Source organism: Burkholderia sp. MSMB1498, assembly GCF_001526245.1.
In the GTDB taxonomy this organism is placed as follows: domain Bacteria; phylum Pseudomonadota; class Gammaproteobacteria; order Burkholderiales; family Burkholderiaceae; genus Burkholderia; species Burkholderia savannae.
In genome coordinates this window covers 1-16,442 of the sequence record NZ_LOYJ01000098.1, presented here as the reverse complement: position 1 = coordinate 16,442, position 16,442 = coordinate 1, and the positions used below count along the sequence as shown (strand labels likewise).

The window sequence follows — 16,442 nt, the reverse complement described above, 5'->3', positions numbered from 1 at the left end:
AGACACGAGACACGAGACACGAGACACGAGACACGAGACACGAGACACGAGACACGAGACACGAGACACGCGAGATGCGAGATGCGATGCGGACGGGCGGCGCGCCGTGCGTGCGGCCGCAGCTCGATGTCGATGATCCGCTCGGCGATCGCGCAAATCGACACCGCCGCCTCGGCGGCGGCGTCGCTCGTGGACGCCACGCCGGCGCGAGCACACGCACGGCGAGACGAGCCTCGGCCACGCGTCGTTCGGCGCGCCAGATCCTGCGGACGCTGCGAGCCGACGATGCGTTGCGTCGGTGAGCGATGCCGTGGCCGGAAGCCGGAGGCGGCGCTGAAGCCCGATGGGCGGGGCGACGGACGCATCGCCCGTCGTGTGAAGCGGCGACCGTTCGCGGAGGCGGGCCCCGATCGCCGCCGCCGCCGAATCGAGACGAACGGCGGCGCACTTGCTGCGGCAAACGATTCCGCCGGGGCGTCCGTCACACGAACTCGAACGTGCGTTCCCGGCGTGGCCGGGCGCGCCCGCGCGATTCGCCCGCTCGCAGGTCGCCGACAGCATCGTCGACGACGCGCACCGCGCGCCCGCTCCGCGGCTCGAGCCGCAACGAGCCGAGGCGCGTGACGCGTCCGGGTTCGGGCAGCCAGAACGCGTCGTCGGACACCTTCGCCTCGAGCGGCGCGGGCGTCGCCTTTGCATCGTGCAACGAGCCGCTCGCATAGCCTTTTTCGCGCCATTTGCGCAGCACGCGGTCGATTTGCGCGGCGAGCGCCTGTACTCGATTCGTGTGCAAATCGCGCTCGTCGACGCTCAATGCGACGGCGATCACGATGTCGTCGATGTCGTGCGACACGAAAATGCTTTGGCCGCACATGCCGCCCGCCGCGTCCGCGATCGCGTGCACGTCGTCCTGCAATTCGATATGCGCTTCGCGCCAGGCGTCGATGCCGACCTTCGGCGCGCCGCCGTTGCCGTTCGATTTCGCGCCGCACGGCCGGGGGCGATGAAACGAAAGCGTGACGATCGAGGGCGGGCGCACCTCGTCGTACAGCAGGAAGTAGTAGGCGGCGGACAGGGCGGCGATCGGCACCGCGAAGAGCGCGACCGCCCCGATCGCGCCTTCGGACGCATAGGCCGCGATCGCGACAGCGAGCGCCGGAACCGCGAAGGCGAGGAATTTGCCGACGAGCAGGCCGAGCGCGAAGGGCAGTGCGTAGACGACGGGGCGGTCGCGGCGGTTGAGCCAAACGCCGCGCGCCGGCCGTTTCAGAATGCGATGGAGCACGAGCGCCACGAGCGTCGCGATGAGCGCCGCGCCGGTATAGGCGAAGGGCCTCGAATTGGCGAGCGACATCAGTTCGGACATCACGTCGAGCGCGACGCCATGCCCGACTTGCTCCGGCAGCAGCGCTCGGTAATGCCGCACGAACGCGCCTGTCAGATGATAGGCCGCGTAAGCGGATGCACCCGTGGGGACGAGCCAGTCGACGAACCAGCGCTTGGCCCAACCGAATCGGCCCGTCTCCAGTTTCGGCAGCGGCATTCGCAGATGACGGCGGATGAAAACGGAGAGTCCGGTGCGCTGCGTCGGTCGGTCGGAATGGTTCATCGTTGGAATCGGTTGTTGTCGTGATGGCCGGCGAATGCGGCGAAGCGCCCGCGCGTCGTCGGTCAGGCGGCCCGACAAGGTTATCGGCACCGTGCGCAGGAACTGAATGGCGCGTCGCGCCGCGCGGACCGGCGAACCTATTCGGACTTGCTTCGTCGGCTCGATGCCGCCGTCAACCGAATGCGGCCGCCCGTTCGTCTTGGTCATGCCCGCGAAGCCGCCGATCGCGAATCCGGCGGCGGGCCGAACGCCGGTCGGCGCGGGGCCGCGTCGTGTCGCGTGATGGGGGATCGCCGCGTCGGATCGCTTGTCGCGTGCGTGGCGGCGAGCGTTTTCCGGCTGGGGGCGGATGTCCGATCGTCCTCTCCGGCATGAGCCCTTTCGACCGGATCGCGTTGCGGCGACGATCCGCAGGCGATTCGTGGTCTCGAAGAGTCCGTCGCTTGCCATCCATCGCCCGCTGGCCGTCGCTCATCGCCGACCATCCACCGCCGACCGCCGACCGCCGACCGCCGACCGCCGACCGCCGACCGCCGACCGCCCACCGCCCACCGCCCACCGCCCACCATCCACCATCCACCATCCACCATCCACCATCCACCGCCCGCCATCCACCGCCCGCCATCCACCGCCGCGCCGAAGCGATCGCGTTGCGCGGCTCGGCCTTTTCGTCCCGCCGCCTACGAAGCGACGACGCGATTGCGGCCTTCGTTTTTCGCGCGATAGAGCAGCTTGTCGGCGGCGCTGAGGATCTCGTCGACGGTGTCGCCGTCGCGCCCGTATTGCGACACGCCGATGCTCACGGTCACGGGCGTGTGCTTGCCGTCGATGCCGAACGGCGTGTTTGCGATCGTCGTGCGCACGCGCTCCGCGATGCCGCTCGCCGTGTCGGCGAGCATCCGCGGCAGCAGCACCATGAACTCCTCGCCGCCGACGCGCGCGATGTGATCGTAAGGGCGGATCGCGGCGAGGCATTGGCGGACGAAATTGCGCAGCACGACGTCGCCGACCTGATGGCCGTAGTTGTCGTTGATCATCTTGAAGTTGTCGAGATCGAGCGCGAGCAGCGAAAACGCGGTGCCGTCGCGCTTCGCGCGCGCGATTTCCACGTGCATCTGCTCGATGAACTTGCGCCGGTTCGACGCGCCTGTGAGCGGATCGGTGGTCGCGAGATGCTCGAGTTTCTGATTGGTCCGCTTGAGCTCCTGCAGCGCGCCCTCGGTGCGCGCCATCGATTCGGCGAGCCGCGCCATCAGGTCCTGCTGGCTGTAGACGGTCGCGAACGAGCGGGTCGTCGTGAGCGCCTGGACGACGCCGAAGCTCAGCGTGAAGAAGCCGGTCGCGAAGATGACGTGCGCGAGCCACCACATGTGGTTCCACGGCTTGCCGAGAATGAACGCGATCGACGACAGCGCGAACGACGTCACCGAGACGCCATAGATGAGCATCAGCGGCGTGCGGATGCGCCGCACGAGCAGGAGCGCCACATTGACGAGCGACACGATCATCGCGCCGCCTTCCATCGACACGCGCGTCCACAGATTGCCCGCGATCGGCGAATAGGCGATCGTCGCGACGACGACGCAGACGGCGACGTAGCCGGCGACCCACGGCAGCCACACCGATAGCTGGGTGCGCCGCTCGGGCGCCTCGGTATCCTTGAAGTACGACAACTGCCCGACGAACAGCAGGATCGACATCACGAGGCGCGACGCGGGCCCGTACAGCAGGAACAGCCAGATGTTCCGATGCGCCATGCCGGTGAACGCGCCGTGCAGCGAGTAGATCACCGCGAAGCCGAGGAAGCCGAGCGTGAGCCAGCGCAGCAGCGGCTCGCCCGACGACAGATAGCAGCGCCACGTCACATAGGTGACGAACAGGCCCTCGAGCGTCGCGGCGGCGATCGCCAGTTCGTGAAACTGGTGGTTTTCGAAGATGAGATGCGGATCGATGAAGCGCCACACATAGACGATCAGCACCCCGGGGACGAGCGCGAAGCCGATCAGCAGGCACGCGGCGTAGATCCGGGCGATCGTGCCGATTACGCGCGACGATTCATGGGCGGTGAAGACGGTGCTCACGGTGGCCTCCGCAATGCTGTTCTGTATCCCGAAGTGGGCAATCAGCACGGAGCGTCGCCCGGCGAATCGCCGTCGCGTCGGGTCTCGCGCTGCCTCGTTTCGTCATGCGTCGTTCGTTTGTCTGACGAGAGTATAGGCGGCGGCTTTCGTTTGACAATACGGCCGGACCGGTTTCATGCACTCGCACGGGTAGCCGAAGCGGCGGATTGTTCAGTTTTGTGGCGCAGACGCGAGCCGCGAAATTGGTGATGAAACATTCGCATGCGGCGGGCCGCGAAGTTCACGGGGATGCCCGCCGCGCGAAATCGGTGCGGACGTCGCATGGTTGCACGTCGCGCCGCATTGCCCGAATGGGGCGTTCCGTTGCCGGCAACGGGCGTGTGCGTCCGGCGCGGCGCGCATCGAAGCGGGCTCGACATTGCGCATCCGGGGCGCGTCGCGGGCATTGGTCGCGATGGTCGCGATGGTCGCGTCACATCGCATTGCATCGCATCGCATCGACGAAGCGTTCGACGAAGTGCGTTTGGCGTTCGGCGTTCGGCGTCCGGCGTGACGCGCATCGGCATTCCGTCTGCCTAGGGTTTTCATATGTCGCGAGCGGACCGCTGCATCGAATCAACGTGAATATAGTTAAGTGTTGGACCGGCTCGAATCCGGTGTGTTCGTCGCGGTGGAGGTCATCATGAGCTACAGCCTGGAGGGACGCATACTGGAGGTATGCGATTGCAAGGTGCTTTGCCCGTGCTGGATCGGAGAGGACCCCGACAACGGCACGTGTCGGGCGACGGTCGCCTACCACTACGACGAGGGCAAGGTCGACGACGTGGACGTGTCCGGGCTGACGGTCGCGTTCGCCGCGTTCGTTCCGGGCAACATTCTGCAGGGCAATTGGCGGGTGATCATCTTCATCGACGCGCGCGCAACCGACGCGCAATTCGATGCGCTCGCAAGCGTCTATCGCGGCGAACGCGGCGGGCCGCTCGCCGATTTCTCGAAGCTCTTCGGCGACGTCGTCGCGATCGAGCGGGCGGCGATCGATTTCGACGTGCGCGACGGCAGGGGCACGCTGAAGGTGGGCGACACCACGTACGCGGAGCTCGAGCCCTACCTCGGGCCCACCGGCGAGCCGACGAAGCTCGTCGAAAGCATTTTTTCGACGATTCCCGGATCGCCCGCGTTCGTCGGCAAGGCAGGCACGTTCCGCATGCACGCGCAGAAGCTCGGCATCGAGCTCGATCTGAGCGGGCAGAACGCAATTCAGGGCTTCTTCACGTTCCATTCGTGACACGCGGGCGCACGAGCGCCGGCCTGCGCTATCCGGGCGCGCATTGCGATGAGCGCGATCTCGTCGCGTCGCGTGTTCGTGCCGCTCGCGATCGCGTCGATCGCCGCGGCGTGGATCACGTTGTGGGTGTGGGATGACAGCCCGTACGCGCGTTTTCTTCATCACGTCGACTGGTCCGAGACGAATCTCGCCGGGTTGTGCCGGCTGATTCCGGCGGGGAACGTGGTCGTGCCCGCGCTGCTGCATGTCGCCGCATGGCTGCTGATGATCGTCGCGATGATGTTGCCGACCGCGCTGCCGCTGCTGCGCACGTTCGAGCGTCTGACGGCCGCGCGGCCGGACCGCAACCGCCTGATGCTGCTCGTGGTGCTCGGCTACCTCGCCGCGTGGAGCGCGTTCGGGCTGGCCGTCCATGCAGGCGACGCCGGCCTGCACGCGCTCGCGCGACGCACGCCGTGGCTCGCATGGCATGGATGGCTCGTCGGCGCGACCGTGCTCGCGCTCGCGGGCGCGTATCAGCTCAGTCCGCTCAAGTATCGCTGTCTCGACAAGTGCCGCTCGCCGCTGATGTTCGTGAGCGAGCAGTGGCGGGGCGGCAATCCGCGGCGCGAGAGCTTCGTGCTCGGCGTGCGGCACGGCGCTTTCTGCGTCGGGTGCTGCTGGATGCTGATGTGTCTGATGTTTGCGGTGGGCGCGGGCAGCATCGGCTGGATGCTGGCGATCGGCACGGCGATGTCGATCGAGAAGAACCTGCCGCACGGCCGGCGTTTGAGCGCGCCGCTCGGCGTTGCGTTGCTCGGGTGGGCGGCGTGGATCGGGGCGGCGGGGTGGCTGCCGCTTTGAGCGGCGGGGGCGGCCGCCGCTCGAAACGCCGCGGCCGTCGATTCCGGAGGAACGCTGCGTGAGACGCGCCGCGATTCTCCGCGAGTGCGGAATGGAGGCGCGCGAAAATGGCAGGCGCGCGGCCGGCCGTCGACGCGCGGAGGGCGAGCGCGGCGCCGCTCGCGGCGGCGACGTTCCGGATACCGAATGAACCGTGCGCCGCGCGCGCCGACGCCGATTTCGCTACTCCGGCTTATCGTCCGCCCGCGCGAGCATCATGTCGCCGATCGCATCGTTGCCGCGCGCCTTCAGCGCTTCGCCCGCGCCGCAGATGTCGCGGGCCTCCTTGTTCTGCCCGAGCTTCCATTTGCCGACGAGCCGCGTGATATCGATCTGCAAGCCGACGATCGAGCGCAGCATCGTGTCGATGTAGTCCTTCGGCGCGTCGCCCATCTTCCACGGCTCGGGCTGCGCCGCCTCGTGCGTGCGCGTGAGGCGCGCGACCACGCCGCGTACGAACGGTTCGTCGTCGCGAATGGCGATCCGTCCGTGCGCGTGGACGACGACGTAGTTCCACGTCGGAACCTGCCGGTGGAATGCGTGTTTGCTCGGATACCAGCTCGGCGAGATGTACGCGTCGCCCGCCCGGAACACGACGAGAACCTCGTCGCCGCTCGACACGTCCCGCCACAGCGGATTCGCGCGCGCGACGTGCGCGCGCAGCGTGCCGAGCGTTCCTTCGCCGGGCGCGAGCTCGAACGGAAGATGGTTCGCGTCGAGTCCGCCCGTTCCGTGCGTGATCAACGTGCCGAACGGGTGCTGGGCGATCAGCGCGTGCATGACTTCCGTGCGGCGCTCTTCGAAGTGGTCGGGGACGTACATGGCGGCTCCAGGGTCCGGCTGCGTTTGCGCAGCGCGTCGAAGTTGGGGGGACGCGGCGATTGTCGCGCCAAACGGATTGATTCTGTAGAGCCAGTTCGAAGAATTTCGGGTGGGCCGGAATGGCGGCGAGAATCTCGAGGGTCGCGAGGATCATCGAGGCTCCGTCGATCGGCGCGCTCGACCGGCTCGCCGGCAAGCCGAGCCGGCAATTGGCGCGGGCGCTGCGGGATGCGATCCGCAGGGGCGGAATGAAGCCGGGCGATGCGTAGCGGCAGCCGTAGCCGCAGCCGCAGCCGCTACTGCTACTGCTACTGCTACTGCTACTGCTACTGCTACTGCTACTGCTACTGCCGCTGCCGCTGCCGCTGCCGTTGCCGTTGCCGCTACCGCAGCCGCAGCCGCAGCCGCAGCCGCAGCCGCAGCCGCTCGCGTCCTCGCTGCGGTTTGCGTGCGGGGCGTCGTCGACGCATACGGGCAACGGGTCGCGCAGGGGGAGGCTGGAGCCGCCCGGCCGCGCGTCGGCACCCGGCTGCGTGCGCTGCGCCCGTCGTCATGGGGCATCGAGCCGCGTGCGAACGACGCGCATCCGCCCGCGCCCCGTTCGCGCGACGGCCCGCGCGGCGGCCGCATCGCCGCCGCTCGACCGGTCGGGCGGTTGCTCAGCCGTCGCTCGCCACCCACGCGCCGTGAAAGCCGGCCGGAATGCGCCGCGGCAGATGCACGGTCGCGACCGGTTCGCCGTCGACGGCCCGGCCGTCGAGGATCACGACGTCGCTCGTATCCGTTGCATGGCGGTACACGCAGACGAGCACCCAGCCGTCGTCCTCGTCGGTCGCGCCCGGACGCGGGACGAACACGGGCTCGCTGTTCTGGTCGCCCGGCGGCACGCGGTAGCGCTGGATCGAGCCGCCGTCGACGTCGTAGCGCGCGACGCCGCGCAGCGCTACATGGCTCGGCTGCTCCGCCGCATACAGGTACCGATGGCGGTGGCCGGTGCGGCTTTCGTTGATCCGCGGCAGCTCGATGCCGGCGTCGTCGAGCGGCTGCTCGGCGACGATCCCGGTGACGAGGTCGATCACGTAGCGCCACAGCACGCCGCACGGATTGTCGTCGAATGCGCGCCCGCCGCGCGCGACGCGCAGGAACCACGGATAGCGGACGACGTCGAGCACGATCGCCGAGCGGTCGAGGTCGTACGCGTTGACGACGTGCTGGATGAAGCACGGCGTCACGTCGAACCAGCGCACGTCGCCGCCGTGGCGCGGCACGACGCCGATGCGCGCGCCGCGCTCGTCGTGCCAGCGCAGCGGCATCCGGTGGCCGCGCGACAGCATCGAGAAGTCGTACGCGACGTTCAGATCGAAGACGATGCTGTGCGTCGCGGTGATCGCGATGTCGTGCATCATCGACGGCGCGGGCAATTCGATTTCGACGTCGACGGTTTGCTCGCCCGCCGCGTTTGCGACGCCGTAGCGCAGCCACGGCCTGTTCCAGTCGGCGCGAAACGCGATCAGCTCGCCCGTGCGCGGATCGATCTTCGGGTGCGCGTTCATGCCGTGCGCGAGCGCGGAATGACGGCGCGACGCGCCGATGCTCTCCAGCCCGGCCGTGATCGCGAGCGGCGCGCCGCCTTCGGCGAGCGCGAGGATCTCGCCCGCGTGAACGAGCACGTTGACGTTCGGATTCGTGTCGACGAGCGACGGCGCACGCTCCGGCGCGACCGCGTGTGCCCAGCGCCGCGTGCGCGCCCAGCGGTTCCGGTAGCGCGTCGCGCGGCCGTCGCGGAACGCCACCGCGTGCAGCATCGCGTCTTCCGGCCACCACGACAGCACGCCGCTGCCTTCGAAGCGGCCGCGCAGCGGGTTGGGGCCGTTGCGCACGAGCGCGCCGTTCAGCGCGCGCGGAATCGCGCCCGTCACGCGAAGGTCGAAGGCGTCGATCTCGTCGGCGACGGGCGCCAGTGCGCCCGCATTCAAGTCCAGGGTCTGCATGTGGGCCGGAAGCGGAATCAGCGTGCGGCGGGCGGCGGCGGCGCGTCGTCGTTCGACGACGCGAGCGCGATCGCGTGATCGCGCACGTCGGCGGGCCACGCGGCGATCAGCTCGCGCAGGCGCGCGCCGTCGTTCGCGAAGAGCGCGCGCGTCGCCTCCTCGAAACCGGGCATGTCGCCCGCGATCGCCGACATGAAGTGATACGCGCGCTCGTGCGCGCGGCGGCTGCGGTCCTTGTGCGCGTGCGTGCGCCGGGCGTCGTCGACGAGGCGGCGCAGCGCGACGGATGCGCCGCCCGGCTGCGTCGCGAGCCATTCCCAATGGCGCGGCAGCAGCGTGACTTCGCGCGCGACGACGCCGAGCTTCGGACGGCCGCGGCCGCGCGGCTCGTTCGCGAGGCCGCCGGGATCGGCCGCGTCGTCGGCCATGCCGTCGGCGTGGGCGCCTGAGGCGGCGTCGCGGGCCGTGCCGGCGCGTGTCGCGTCGGCCGGGGCGGCCGATGCCTCGGCCTGCGCGTAGCGCGCCGCGACTTCGTCGTCCGAGCCGCGCGTGTCGATGTCGATCGAGCGTCCGGCCGCGTTGTCGAAGATCAGGATCGCGCCGGCCACCGCGTCGTTCTCGACGGCCCGCTTGATCGCGAGCGCGACCGTCGACAACGGGCCCGCCGCGAGACGCCGGTAGCCGTCGAAGGCGATATGGGAAGAAAGGGGGAAAGTCGTCATCGCATGGGTCTCATTTGTCCGAGCAATGCGATATTTATACCCGGATATAAATTGATCGTCAATAATATCCGGGTAATATTTGCGGCCGGGCCGAGCCGAGCCGGCCGAGCGACGTCGAGCGCGTCGCTTGCCGCTTGCCGTTCGCCGCACCGATCGAAGGCGCGCGCGCTTTCGCCTACAGGATCTTCGCCTTCAGCAGCGCCTCCAGCCAGTCCGCGAACACCTGGACGCGCCGCGACAGATGTTGCCGATGCGGGTAGAGCAGCGTCATCGGCATCGGCGCCGCGCGATGATCGGGCAGCACTTCGACGAGCTCGCCCGCGCGCAGATGCGCGTCGACGTCGTACGCGGGGATCTGGATGAGGCCGAGGCCCGACAGGCAGCACGCGATGTAGGCCTCCGCGCTGTTGACGGTCACGCGTCCCCGCAGCGCGAGCCGCCTGACGGTGTCGCCGTCGACCCATTCCCACGGCGCGATGCGCCCGTTCGCGGGCGACGCGTAATTGATCGGCTGATGGCGTTCGAGATCGGCGGGCGTGCGCGGCACGCCGTGGCGCGCGAGATACGCGGGGCTCGCGACGTTGATGAGCGGCAAGTCGCCGATCGCGCGCGCGACGAGCCCCGAGTCGCTCAGCGCGCCGACGCGCAGCGCGCAGTCGACGCGCTCCTCGATCAGGTTCACCGAGCGATCGGTGACGCCGAGATCGACGCTGATCTGCGGATACCGGTCGAGAAACTCGGGCAGCGCGGGCGCGACGATCAGGCGCCCGATCCGGCCCGGCATGTCGACGCGCAGCGTGCCGCTCGGCCCGACGATCGAATGGCGGAACAGATTCTCGGTCTCCTCGACGTCGGCGATGAGGCGAAGGCAGCGCTCGTAGAGCGCGGCGCCGTCCTGCGTCGGCGTCACCTTGCGGGTCGTCCGGTTCAGCAGCCGCGCGCCGACGCGGCCTTCGAGCTCCTGGATCGCCGCCGATACCGACGAGCGCGGCATGCCGAGCGTATCGGCCGCGCGCGTGAAGTTCGCGCATTCGACGACGCGTGCGAACACGCGAAAAAGATCAATGCGGTCCATCGGCGTGCGCGCGGCGAAGCGCGGCGGGCGGCCCGTGCTCCTTGTCGGAGGCGGCGGCCGGTGTGGGCGCGGGCGTGGATTCGGGCGGGGTCATCGTCGCGGGATCAATGTGCGCGAGCCGACGATTCGTCGGAATTTCTGACAGGTGATGTCAGAAGTGTCGGCTTTATGTGGATTTTCTGGACTATATCATCCGAAGGCATGCGAGGCCGTATCGGGCGGCCTCGCGCGAAGAAACGGAGAGCCACCATGGCAGACCACGGCATCAAGGGCAAAACCGCCATCATCGCGGGCGGCGCGAAGAATCTCGGCGGGCTGATCGCGCGCGATCTCGCCGCGCAAGGCGCGAAGGCGGTCGCGATCCACTACAACAGCGCGCGCACGAAAGCCGACGCGGAAGCGACCGTCGCCGCGGTGAAGGCGGCGGGCGCGCAGGCGGTCGCGCTGCAGGCCGACCTGACGACGGCGGGCGCCGTCGAGAAGCTGTTCGCCGATGCGGTGGCCGCGCTCGGCCGTCCGGACATCGCGATCAACACGGTCGGTAAGGTGCTGAAGAAGCCGTTCGTCGAGATCACCGAGGCCGAATACGACGAGATGGCGGCCGTCAACGCGAAGTCGGCGTTCTTCTTCCTGAAGGAAGCGGGCAGGCACGTGAACGACAACGGCAAGATCGTCACGCTCGTGACGTCGCTGCTCGGCGCGTTCACGCCGTTCTACGCGGCCTATGCGGGGATGAAGGCGCCCGTCGAGCACTTCACGCGCGCGGCGGCGAAGGAATTTGGCGCGCGCGGCATCTCGGTGACGGCGGTCGGCCCTGGCCCGATGGACACGCCGTTCTTCTATCCGGCCGAAGGCGCGGATGCGGTCGCTTATCACAAGACGGCCGCGGCGCTGTCGCCGTTCTCGAGGACGGGCCTGACCGACATCGAGGACGTCGTGCCGTTCATTCGCCATCTCGTCAGCGACGGGTGGTGGATCACGGGGCAGACGATTCTGATCAACGGCGGGTATACGGTGAAGTAAGCGGCGAAGGGAGCGGTGAAACAGGCGACGAGATAAGCGGCGAAGTGAGCCGCGAAGGGAGCGCCGAAGCCGCATGCCTGCGACGAGGGCGACAAGAGCGACAAGAGCGACAAGAGCGGCAAGAGCGACAAGAGCGGCAAGAGCGACAAGAGCGGCAAGAGCGACAAGAGCGACAAGAGCGACAAGAGCGACAAGAGCGACAAGAGCGACAAGAGCGACAAGAGCGACAAGAGCGACGCCGCGGCGCAGGCTGCGAGCCGGGTTGCCGGCGGTCGATGGCGACGCGCCTCGGGGCCGATGCGTCAGGTGCGGTGAGCGACATGCGGCGTGCGGCGTGGGGGCCCGACGGGTAGCGCGATCAGCGCGCGTCGACGCCGTTTGCGTTGGATTGCGTTGCGGCTTCGGTTGTCGCGGCGTTCGCCGTCGCGGGCGCCGATGCCGACGCTGTAGTGGTCGTCGCTGCTGTCACCGCTGCGGCCGTTGCCGCCGTCGTTGTCGGCGTGGGAGCGAGCGTGGCTGTCGGAGAGGCCGCCTGCGCGGCATTCGCCGGGGGCTGCGCGCCGGGCGACGGCGTCGATAGCGGCATCAGCGGCATCAGCGGCGGCGGCGCGACAGGCAGCGGCGCATCGAGCGATGCCGATGTTGCCGGCTGCCGCGCGGGTTGATGCGCCGGTTGATGCGCGGGCGCGACCGGCGCCGTCGGCGGCGCGATCGACGACGGGTGGCTCGTCTCAGGCGTCGAGGCCGGCGCGGATGCCGGCGCTGGCGCGGACGACGGCGAAGGTGAAGGCGAAGGCGAAGGCGAGGACGACGGCGACGGCGACGGCGACGGCGAGGAAGCCGGTGCGGGGGCCGATGCCGGCGCGGGCGATGCCGTTGGCGTAGATGCGGCCGCCGCAGGTGCCGAAGCGGATGCCGAAGACAAAGACGACGAAGACGATAACGATGACGCAGCGGACGCCGGCGCGGGTTTCTGCGCCGGCGCGGATGCGGCGGCGGGTGTCGCCGATGCGGATGCCGCCGCCGAAGCCGCCGAAGCGCCGTCGGCCTCGGCCGGATGCACGGGCTGCACGGGCTGCGCGGGCGGCGTCGGCACGGCGGGGGTCTTCATCTTCATCGGCGCGCCTTCGGCCGTTTCCTCCGGCTCCGGCAGCGGCGCGACGCGCTCCTTCTCGGCCGCCTTGACGGCGGCCTTGTCGCGCCGCGTCGGGTCGATCTTCAGGAAATGGTCGACGAGATTGAAGAAGCGCTCGTAGAACACGCCGGCCGGAATGGTTTCGCTCGCGATCTTGACCATCGCGTCGTCGCTCGAGCCGATCGGCAGCGACAGCGAGCCGAACACGCTCAGGCCGACGCTCGCCGACGTATTGCTCTTCTTCAGCGAGTAGCGATCCTGCACGGCGTTCACGTACGCGATGCTCGACGTGCCGTCTGCGTCCGCGTCCGCGCAGACGACGTGGAATTCGATGACGACGTGCGAATCGTTGCTCGGCTGGAAGTTCTTGCTGCCTTCGATCGCATCCGCGCGCGTCGCGCTTGCCATGTAGCCCTGGCTCAACAGCGCGCGGCGCGCGGCTTCGCACGTCGCGGCCGATTTTTCGTGGAATGTGCGCGCGTAAGGGCTCGCGGTCGCGTCGAATTGTTCTTGCTGATACAGCGGCTTCGGCGCGGACGAGCAGGCGGACAGCACGGTCGCGATCGCAACGGCGGACGGAACGAGGAACGGTCGGAATCGGTTGTGCATGGCGTAATTCGAAGTGGCCGGCCACGTGCGGCGCGCCGCGGCCCGCGCGCACGCGCGGACGGGACGCTGCCGATCGGCGCGGCCGCGCGTGCGAGCCGCGGCGGCGATCCGAGCGGCCTTCCGCGCGCCGATCAGGCTGACGCGATGTGGCTTGGCGAGCCGACTATTATAAGTTTTCTTGGTGCGCGGCAGCATGAACGCGCGATCTGGCGCAACGCGCGCCGTACTTTCGGACGCCTTGCGAAGCGAACGGTCGGGCCGCGGCACGCAAGATGCGACGTCGAATCATCGGGCCCGGCGTGCATCGGCCGCGCGGATTCCCCGCAATTGCCGGCGCGGCTCGACGCCCGCATGCCAGCGAATTTCCCGGGTCGTTCGGCGCACGGCGGGCCGCCGTTTCGCCACGCGCGCCGCGCCGGACGCGGTGGTTTCGGGGGGGCGGGGCCGACGTTCCGGAAACCTCGGACGCTTGCCTGCAGCGCGTCCGCCGGACGCGACGGATGCCGCGACGCTTCATCGATGCGGCGTCGTCCGTTCGGTCGCGCGATCCGGCGCGGCGTCGTCGTCAGCCGGAGGCGGGCGCGTGTGCGCGTGCGCTGCCACGCCGCGCTGATAGAACCCGCCGAACCGCTCGAGCTGCCGCCGCGCGGCGTCGATGTCCGCGTCGTCGGCGAGCACCGCGCTCGAAAAGCCCATGCGCTCCATCTGCAGCAATTGATCGATCAGCACGTCGCCCGTCGCGCGCAGGTCGCCCGCGAAGCCGAGGCGCTTGCGCAGCAGATACGCCTGGCTGTATGCGCGGCCGTCGGTGAACGCCGGAAAGTGCAAATCGATGCGCGCCGCGCGCGCGATGCGTGGCGCGAGCGGCGTCAGGTCCTCGTCGTTCGCGACGGCGAGCGCCGCGTCGCCGTTCGCGATCGCGGCCGCGGCGCGCGTCTCGTCGTCGTGGGCGCTCGCGCTCAGCAGGCGCAGGCGGTTCGGCGTGCTCATGCGGCGCTCGTCGCCGGGTGGCGCGCGGCGTTCGCGGCGGCCTTGAAGGGTTCCGGGCCGACGCGCCGGTACGCGTCGATGAAGCGCTCGCTGCGCCCGCGTTCGGGCCGCCGCACGCGCAGATAGGTCGCGACGATCGCCTCGACGACGTCGACGATCTCGTGGGCCGAGAACGACGGCCCGATCACCTTTCCCGGCTGCGCGGGGCCGCTCGCGGCCGCGCCGTCGGAGCCGCCGAGCGTGACCTGATACCACTCGTCGCCGTCCTTGTCGACGCCGAGGATGCCGATATGGCCGCTGTGATGATGGCCGCACGAATTGATGCAGCCGCTGATGTGCAGATCGACGTCGCCGATGTCGTTCAGCTCGTCGAGATCGTCGAAGCGCTCGGCGATCGCATCGGCGATCGGGATCGAGCGCGCGTTCGCGAGCGCGCAGAAATCGCCGCCGGGGCACGCGATCATGTCGGTCAGCAGGCGCACGTTCGCGCTCGCGAGGCCCGCGTCGCGCGCCGCTTCCCATAGCGGGTGCAGATCGTCGACGCGCACCCACGGCAGCACGACGTTCTGCGCGTGCGTGACGCGCGCCTCGCCGGCGCAGAAGCGCTCGACGAGATGCGCGAGCGCGTCGAGCTGCTCGGGCGACGCGTCGCCGGGCGCTTGATGGCGGCGCTTGAACGACAGCGTGACGATCCGCAGCGAAGGCTCCCGGTGCGGCGCGACGTTGCGCTCGAGCCAGCGCGCGAACGCCGGCTGCGCGTCGGCGAGCGTTCGCACGCGCGCGAGCGCGGCGGCGACGTCGGCATCGGTCGAGCGCTGCGGCGGCACGGGCGGCACGAACGACGCGCTCACGCGATCGAATTGCGCCTGCGCGATCGTGTGCGGCCCGCCGTCGTGCTCGACGATCTGGCGGAATTCTTCTTCGACGTCGTCGATGTAGCGCCGGCCTTCGGTCTTCACGAGGATCTTGATGCGCGCCTTGTATTTGTTGTCGCGGCGGCCGTAGCGGTTGTACACGCGCACGATCGCCTCGATGTAGTTCATCACGTGCCGCCACGGCAGGAACGCGCGCAGCAGCGTCGCCGTCATCGGCGTGCGCCCCATGCCGCCGCCGACGCTCACGCGAAAGCCGAGCTCGCCCGCCGCGTCGCGCACGAGCTTCAGGCCGACGTCGTGCCAGTCGGTCGCCGCGCGATCCTCGGTCGCGCCAGTGATCGCGATCTTGAACTTGCGCGGCAGGAACGCGAATTCGGGATGCAGCGTCGTCCATTGGCGCATCACCTCGGCGAACGGCCGAGGATCGGCCACTTCGTCCGGCGCGACGCCCGCGCGCTCGTCGCACGAGATGTTGCGGATGCAGTTGCCGCTCGTCTGGATGCCGTGCATGTCGACGCTCGCGAGGAGATCCATCACGTCGGCCGCCTTCGCGAGCGCAATCCAGTTGAACTGAACGTTCGTGCGCGTCGTGAAGTGTGCGTTTTGCGTCGGCAGGCGCGTGGTGCCGAGCCGCGCCTGCGCGTCGCACGCGGCACGATGCAGCGCCGGGTCCGGCACGTCGTAGTCGCGCGCGATGCGCGCGAGCATGCGGATCTGCGCGCTCGACAGCTCGCCGTACGGCACCGCGACGCGCAGCATCGGCGCGTGGCGCTGCACGTACCAGCCGTTTTGCAGCCGCAGCGGGCGGAACGCGTCCTCGCTCAGCGCGCCTTGCTGCCAGCGTTCGAGCTGGTCGCGAAACTGGGCGGCGCGGCTGCGCACGAACGCCCTGTCGAATTCGGTATATCGGTACATGGCCGGGAAATGCGGTGAGGCGGCGCGCGGCGGTGCGCATCGGTTGCGCTGCGCCGCGGCGGCGCAAAGACCTCAAAGCGTAGGGAGCGCGGCTGCGCGAAACAAGCAGCAGTTGCGGGCGAATCTTGCGCAGCAGATGCGGGAGGCGCGGCGGTATCGCGGGATGCGCGCGATGGCGGTGGGGCGGCGGCGAGCGGCGGCGAGCACGACGGGCGCCGACGCCTCCGGGAGATGGCCGCGATGCGGCCGGGCGCGGAGGTTCGAAGGCGAAGAGGCGACCGCTTATCGTTGACTGCCGACCGCCGACCGCCGACCGCCGACCGCCGACCGCCGACCGCCGACCGCCGACCGCCGGCTACCGACCACCGACCGCCGGCTACCGACCACCGACCACGGACCACCGACCACGGACCACGGACCACCGACCG

The 16,442-nt window shown here is 69.4% G+C and carries 13 protein-coding genes; 3 read left to right on the top strand and 10 right to left on the bottom strand.

From position 1 onward, the window contains the following. The 3 genes from WS91_RS37475 to WS91_RS20525 form a co-directional block, all read right to left on the bottom strand. Positions 1–200 (bottom strand): hypothetical protein (locus WS91_RS37475; protein WP_442854977.1); only part of this gene is annotated, 200 nt, incomplete at its 3' end. Positions 201–481: 281 nt separating this feature from the next. Beyond that, on the bottom strand, positions 482–1,609 hold the full coding sequence (locus WS91_RS20530) for a hypothetical protein (RefSeq protein ID WP_059670894.1): 1,128 nt from the start codon (positions 1,607–1,609) through the stop codon (positions 482–484). Between the two features lie 680 nt (positions 1,610–2,289). Continuing rightward, complete coding sequence (locus WS91_RS20525) at positions 2,290–3,690, bottom strand: GGDEF domain-containing protein (RefSeq protein ID WP_059670896.1); 1,401 nt, start codon at positions 3,688–3,690, stop codon at positions 2,290–2,292. 682 nt (positions 3,691–4,372) lie between these two features. Between WS91_RS20525 and WS91_RS20520 the strand changes: the two genes are divergently transcribed. Both WS91_RS20520 and WS91_RS20515 read left to right on the top strand, forming a co-directional pair. Continuing rightward, a complete protein-coding gene (locus tag WS91_RS20520; RefSeq protein WP_038744841.1) occupies positions 4,373–4,975 on the top strand; it encodes a DUF1326 domain-containing protein in 603 nt (200 codons plus the stop codon). Between the two features lie 48 nt (positions 4,976–5,023). Continuing rightward, positions 5,024–5,818 (top strand): DUF2182 domain-containing protein, encoded by a 795-nt coding sequence (locus WS91_RS20515; RefSeq protein ID WP_059670893.1) that lies wholly within the window; start codon positions 5,024–5,026, stop codon positions 5,816–5,818. A gap of 222 nt (positions 5,819–6,040) precedes the next feature. On the opposite strand, the gene WS91_RS20510 is transcribed toward WS91_RS20515, so the two are convergent. The 4 genes from WS91_RS20510 to WS91_RS20495 form a co-directional block, all read right to left on the bottom strand. Beyond that, a complete protein-coding gene (locus tag WS91_RS20510) occupies positions 6,041–6,679 on the bottom strand; it encodes an FMN-binding negative transcriptional regulator (RefSeq protein ID WP_059670892.1) in 639 nt (212 codons plus the stop codon). A 659-nt stretch (positions 6,680–7,338) separates the two neighbouring features. After that, positions 7,339–8,670: a carotenoid oxygenase family protein gene (locus tag WS91_RS20505; RefSeq protein WP_059670891.1), complete on the bottom strand. Its 1,332-nt coding sequence runs from the start codon at positions 8,668–8,670 to the stop codon at positions 7,339–7,341. Positions 8,671–8,687: 17 nt separating this feature from the next. Further along, positions 8,688–9,392: a DUF2239 family protein gene (locus tag WS91_RS20500; RefSeq protein ID WP_059670890.1), complete on the bottom strand. Its 705-nt coding sequence runs from the start codon at positions 9,390–9,392 to the stop codon at positions 8,688–8,690. A 175-nt stretch (positions 9,393–9,567) separates the two neighbouring features. After that, positions 9,568–10,467 carry a LysR family transcriptional regulator gene (locus tag WS91_RS20495; protein WP_059670889.1) on the bottom strand — a complete coding sequence of 300 codons (900 nt, stop codon included), beginning with the start codon at positions 10,465–10,467 and terminating at the stop codon, positions 9,568–9,570. Between the two features lie 249 nt (positions 10,468–10,716). On the opposite strand from WS91_RS20495, the gene WS91_RS20490 reads away from it, so the two are divergent. Further along, the gene (locus WS91_RS20490; RefSeq protein ID WP_059581003.1) at positions 10,717–11,490 is read left to right on the top strand and encodes an SDR family oxidoreductase; all 774 of its coding nucleotides are present in this window, start codon (positions 10,717–10,719) and stop codon (positions 11,488–11,490) included. A 358-nt stretch (positions 11,491–11,848) separates the two neighbouring features. Here WS91_RS20490 and WS91_RS20485 read toward each other — a convergent pair whose 3' ends face one another. From WS91_RS20485 to WS91_RS20475, 3 genes are all read right to left on the bottom strand, one after another. Beyond that, positions 11,849–13,234, bottom strand: coding sequence for a DUF2242 domain-containing protein (locus tag WS91_RS20485; RefSeq protein ID WP_059670895.1), 1,386 nt, complete (start codon positions 13,232–13,234; stop codon positions 11,849–11,851). 513 nt (positions 13,235–13,747) lie between these two features. Then, positions 13,748–14,224: a DUF934 domain-containing protein gene (locus WS91_RS20480; protein ID WP_082717309.1), complete on the bottom strand. Its 477-nt coding sequence runs from the start codon at positions 14,222–14,224 to the stop codon at positions 13,748–13,750. Continuing rightward, positions 14,221–16,014, bottom strand: coding sequence for a nitrite/sulfite reductase (locus WS91_RS20475; protein ID WP_059670888.1), 1,794 nt, complete (start codon positions 16,012–16,014; stop codon positions 14,221–14,223). The genes WS91_RS20480 and WS91_RS20475 overlap by 4 nt, the downstream gene beginning before the upstream one ends. Between the last annotated feature and the right edge of the window lie 428 nt (positions 16,015–16,442).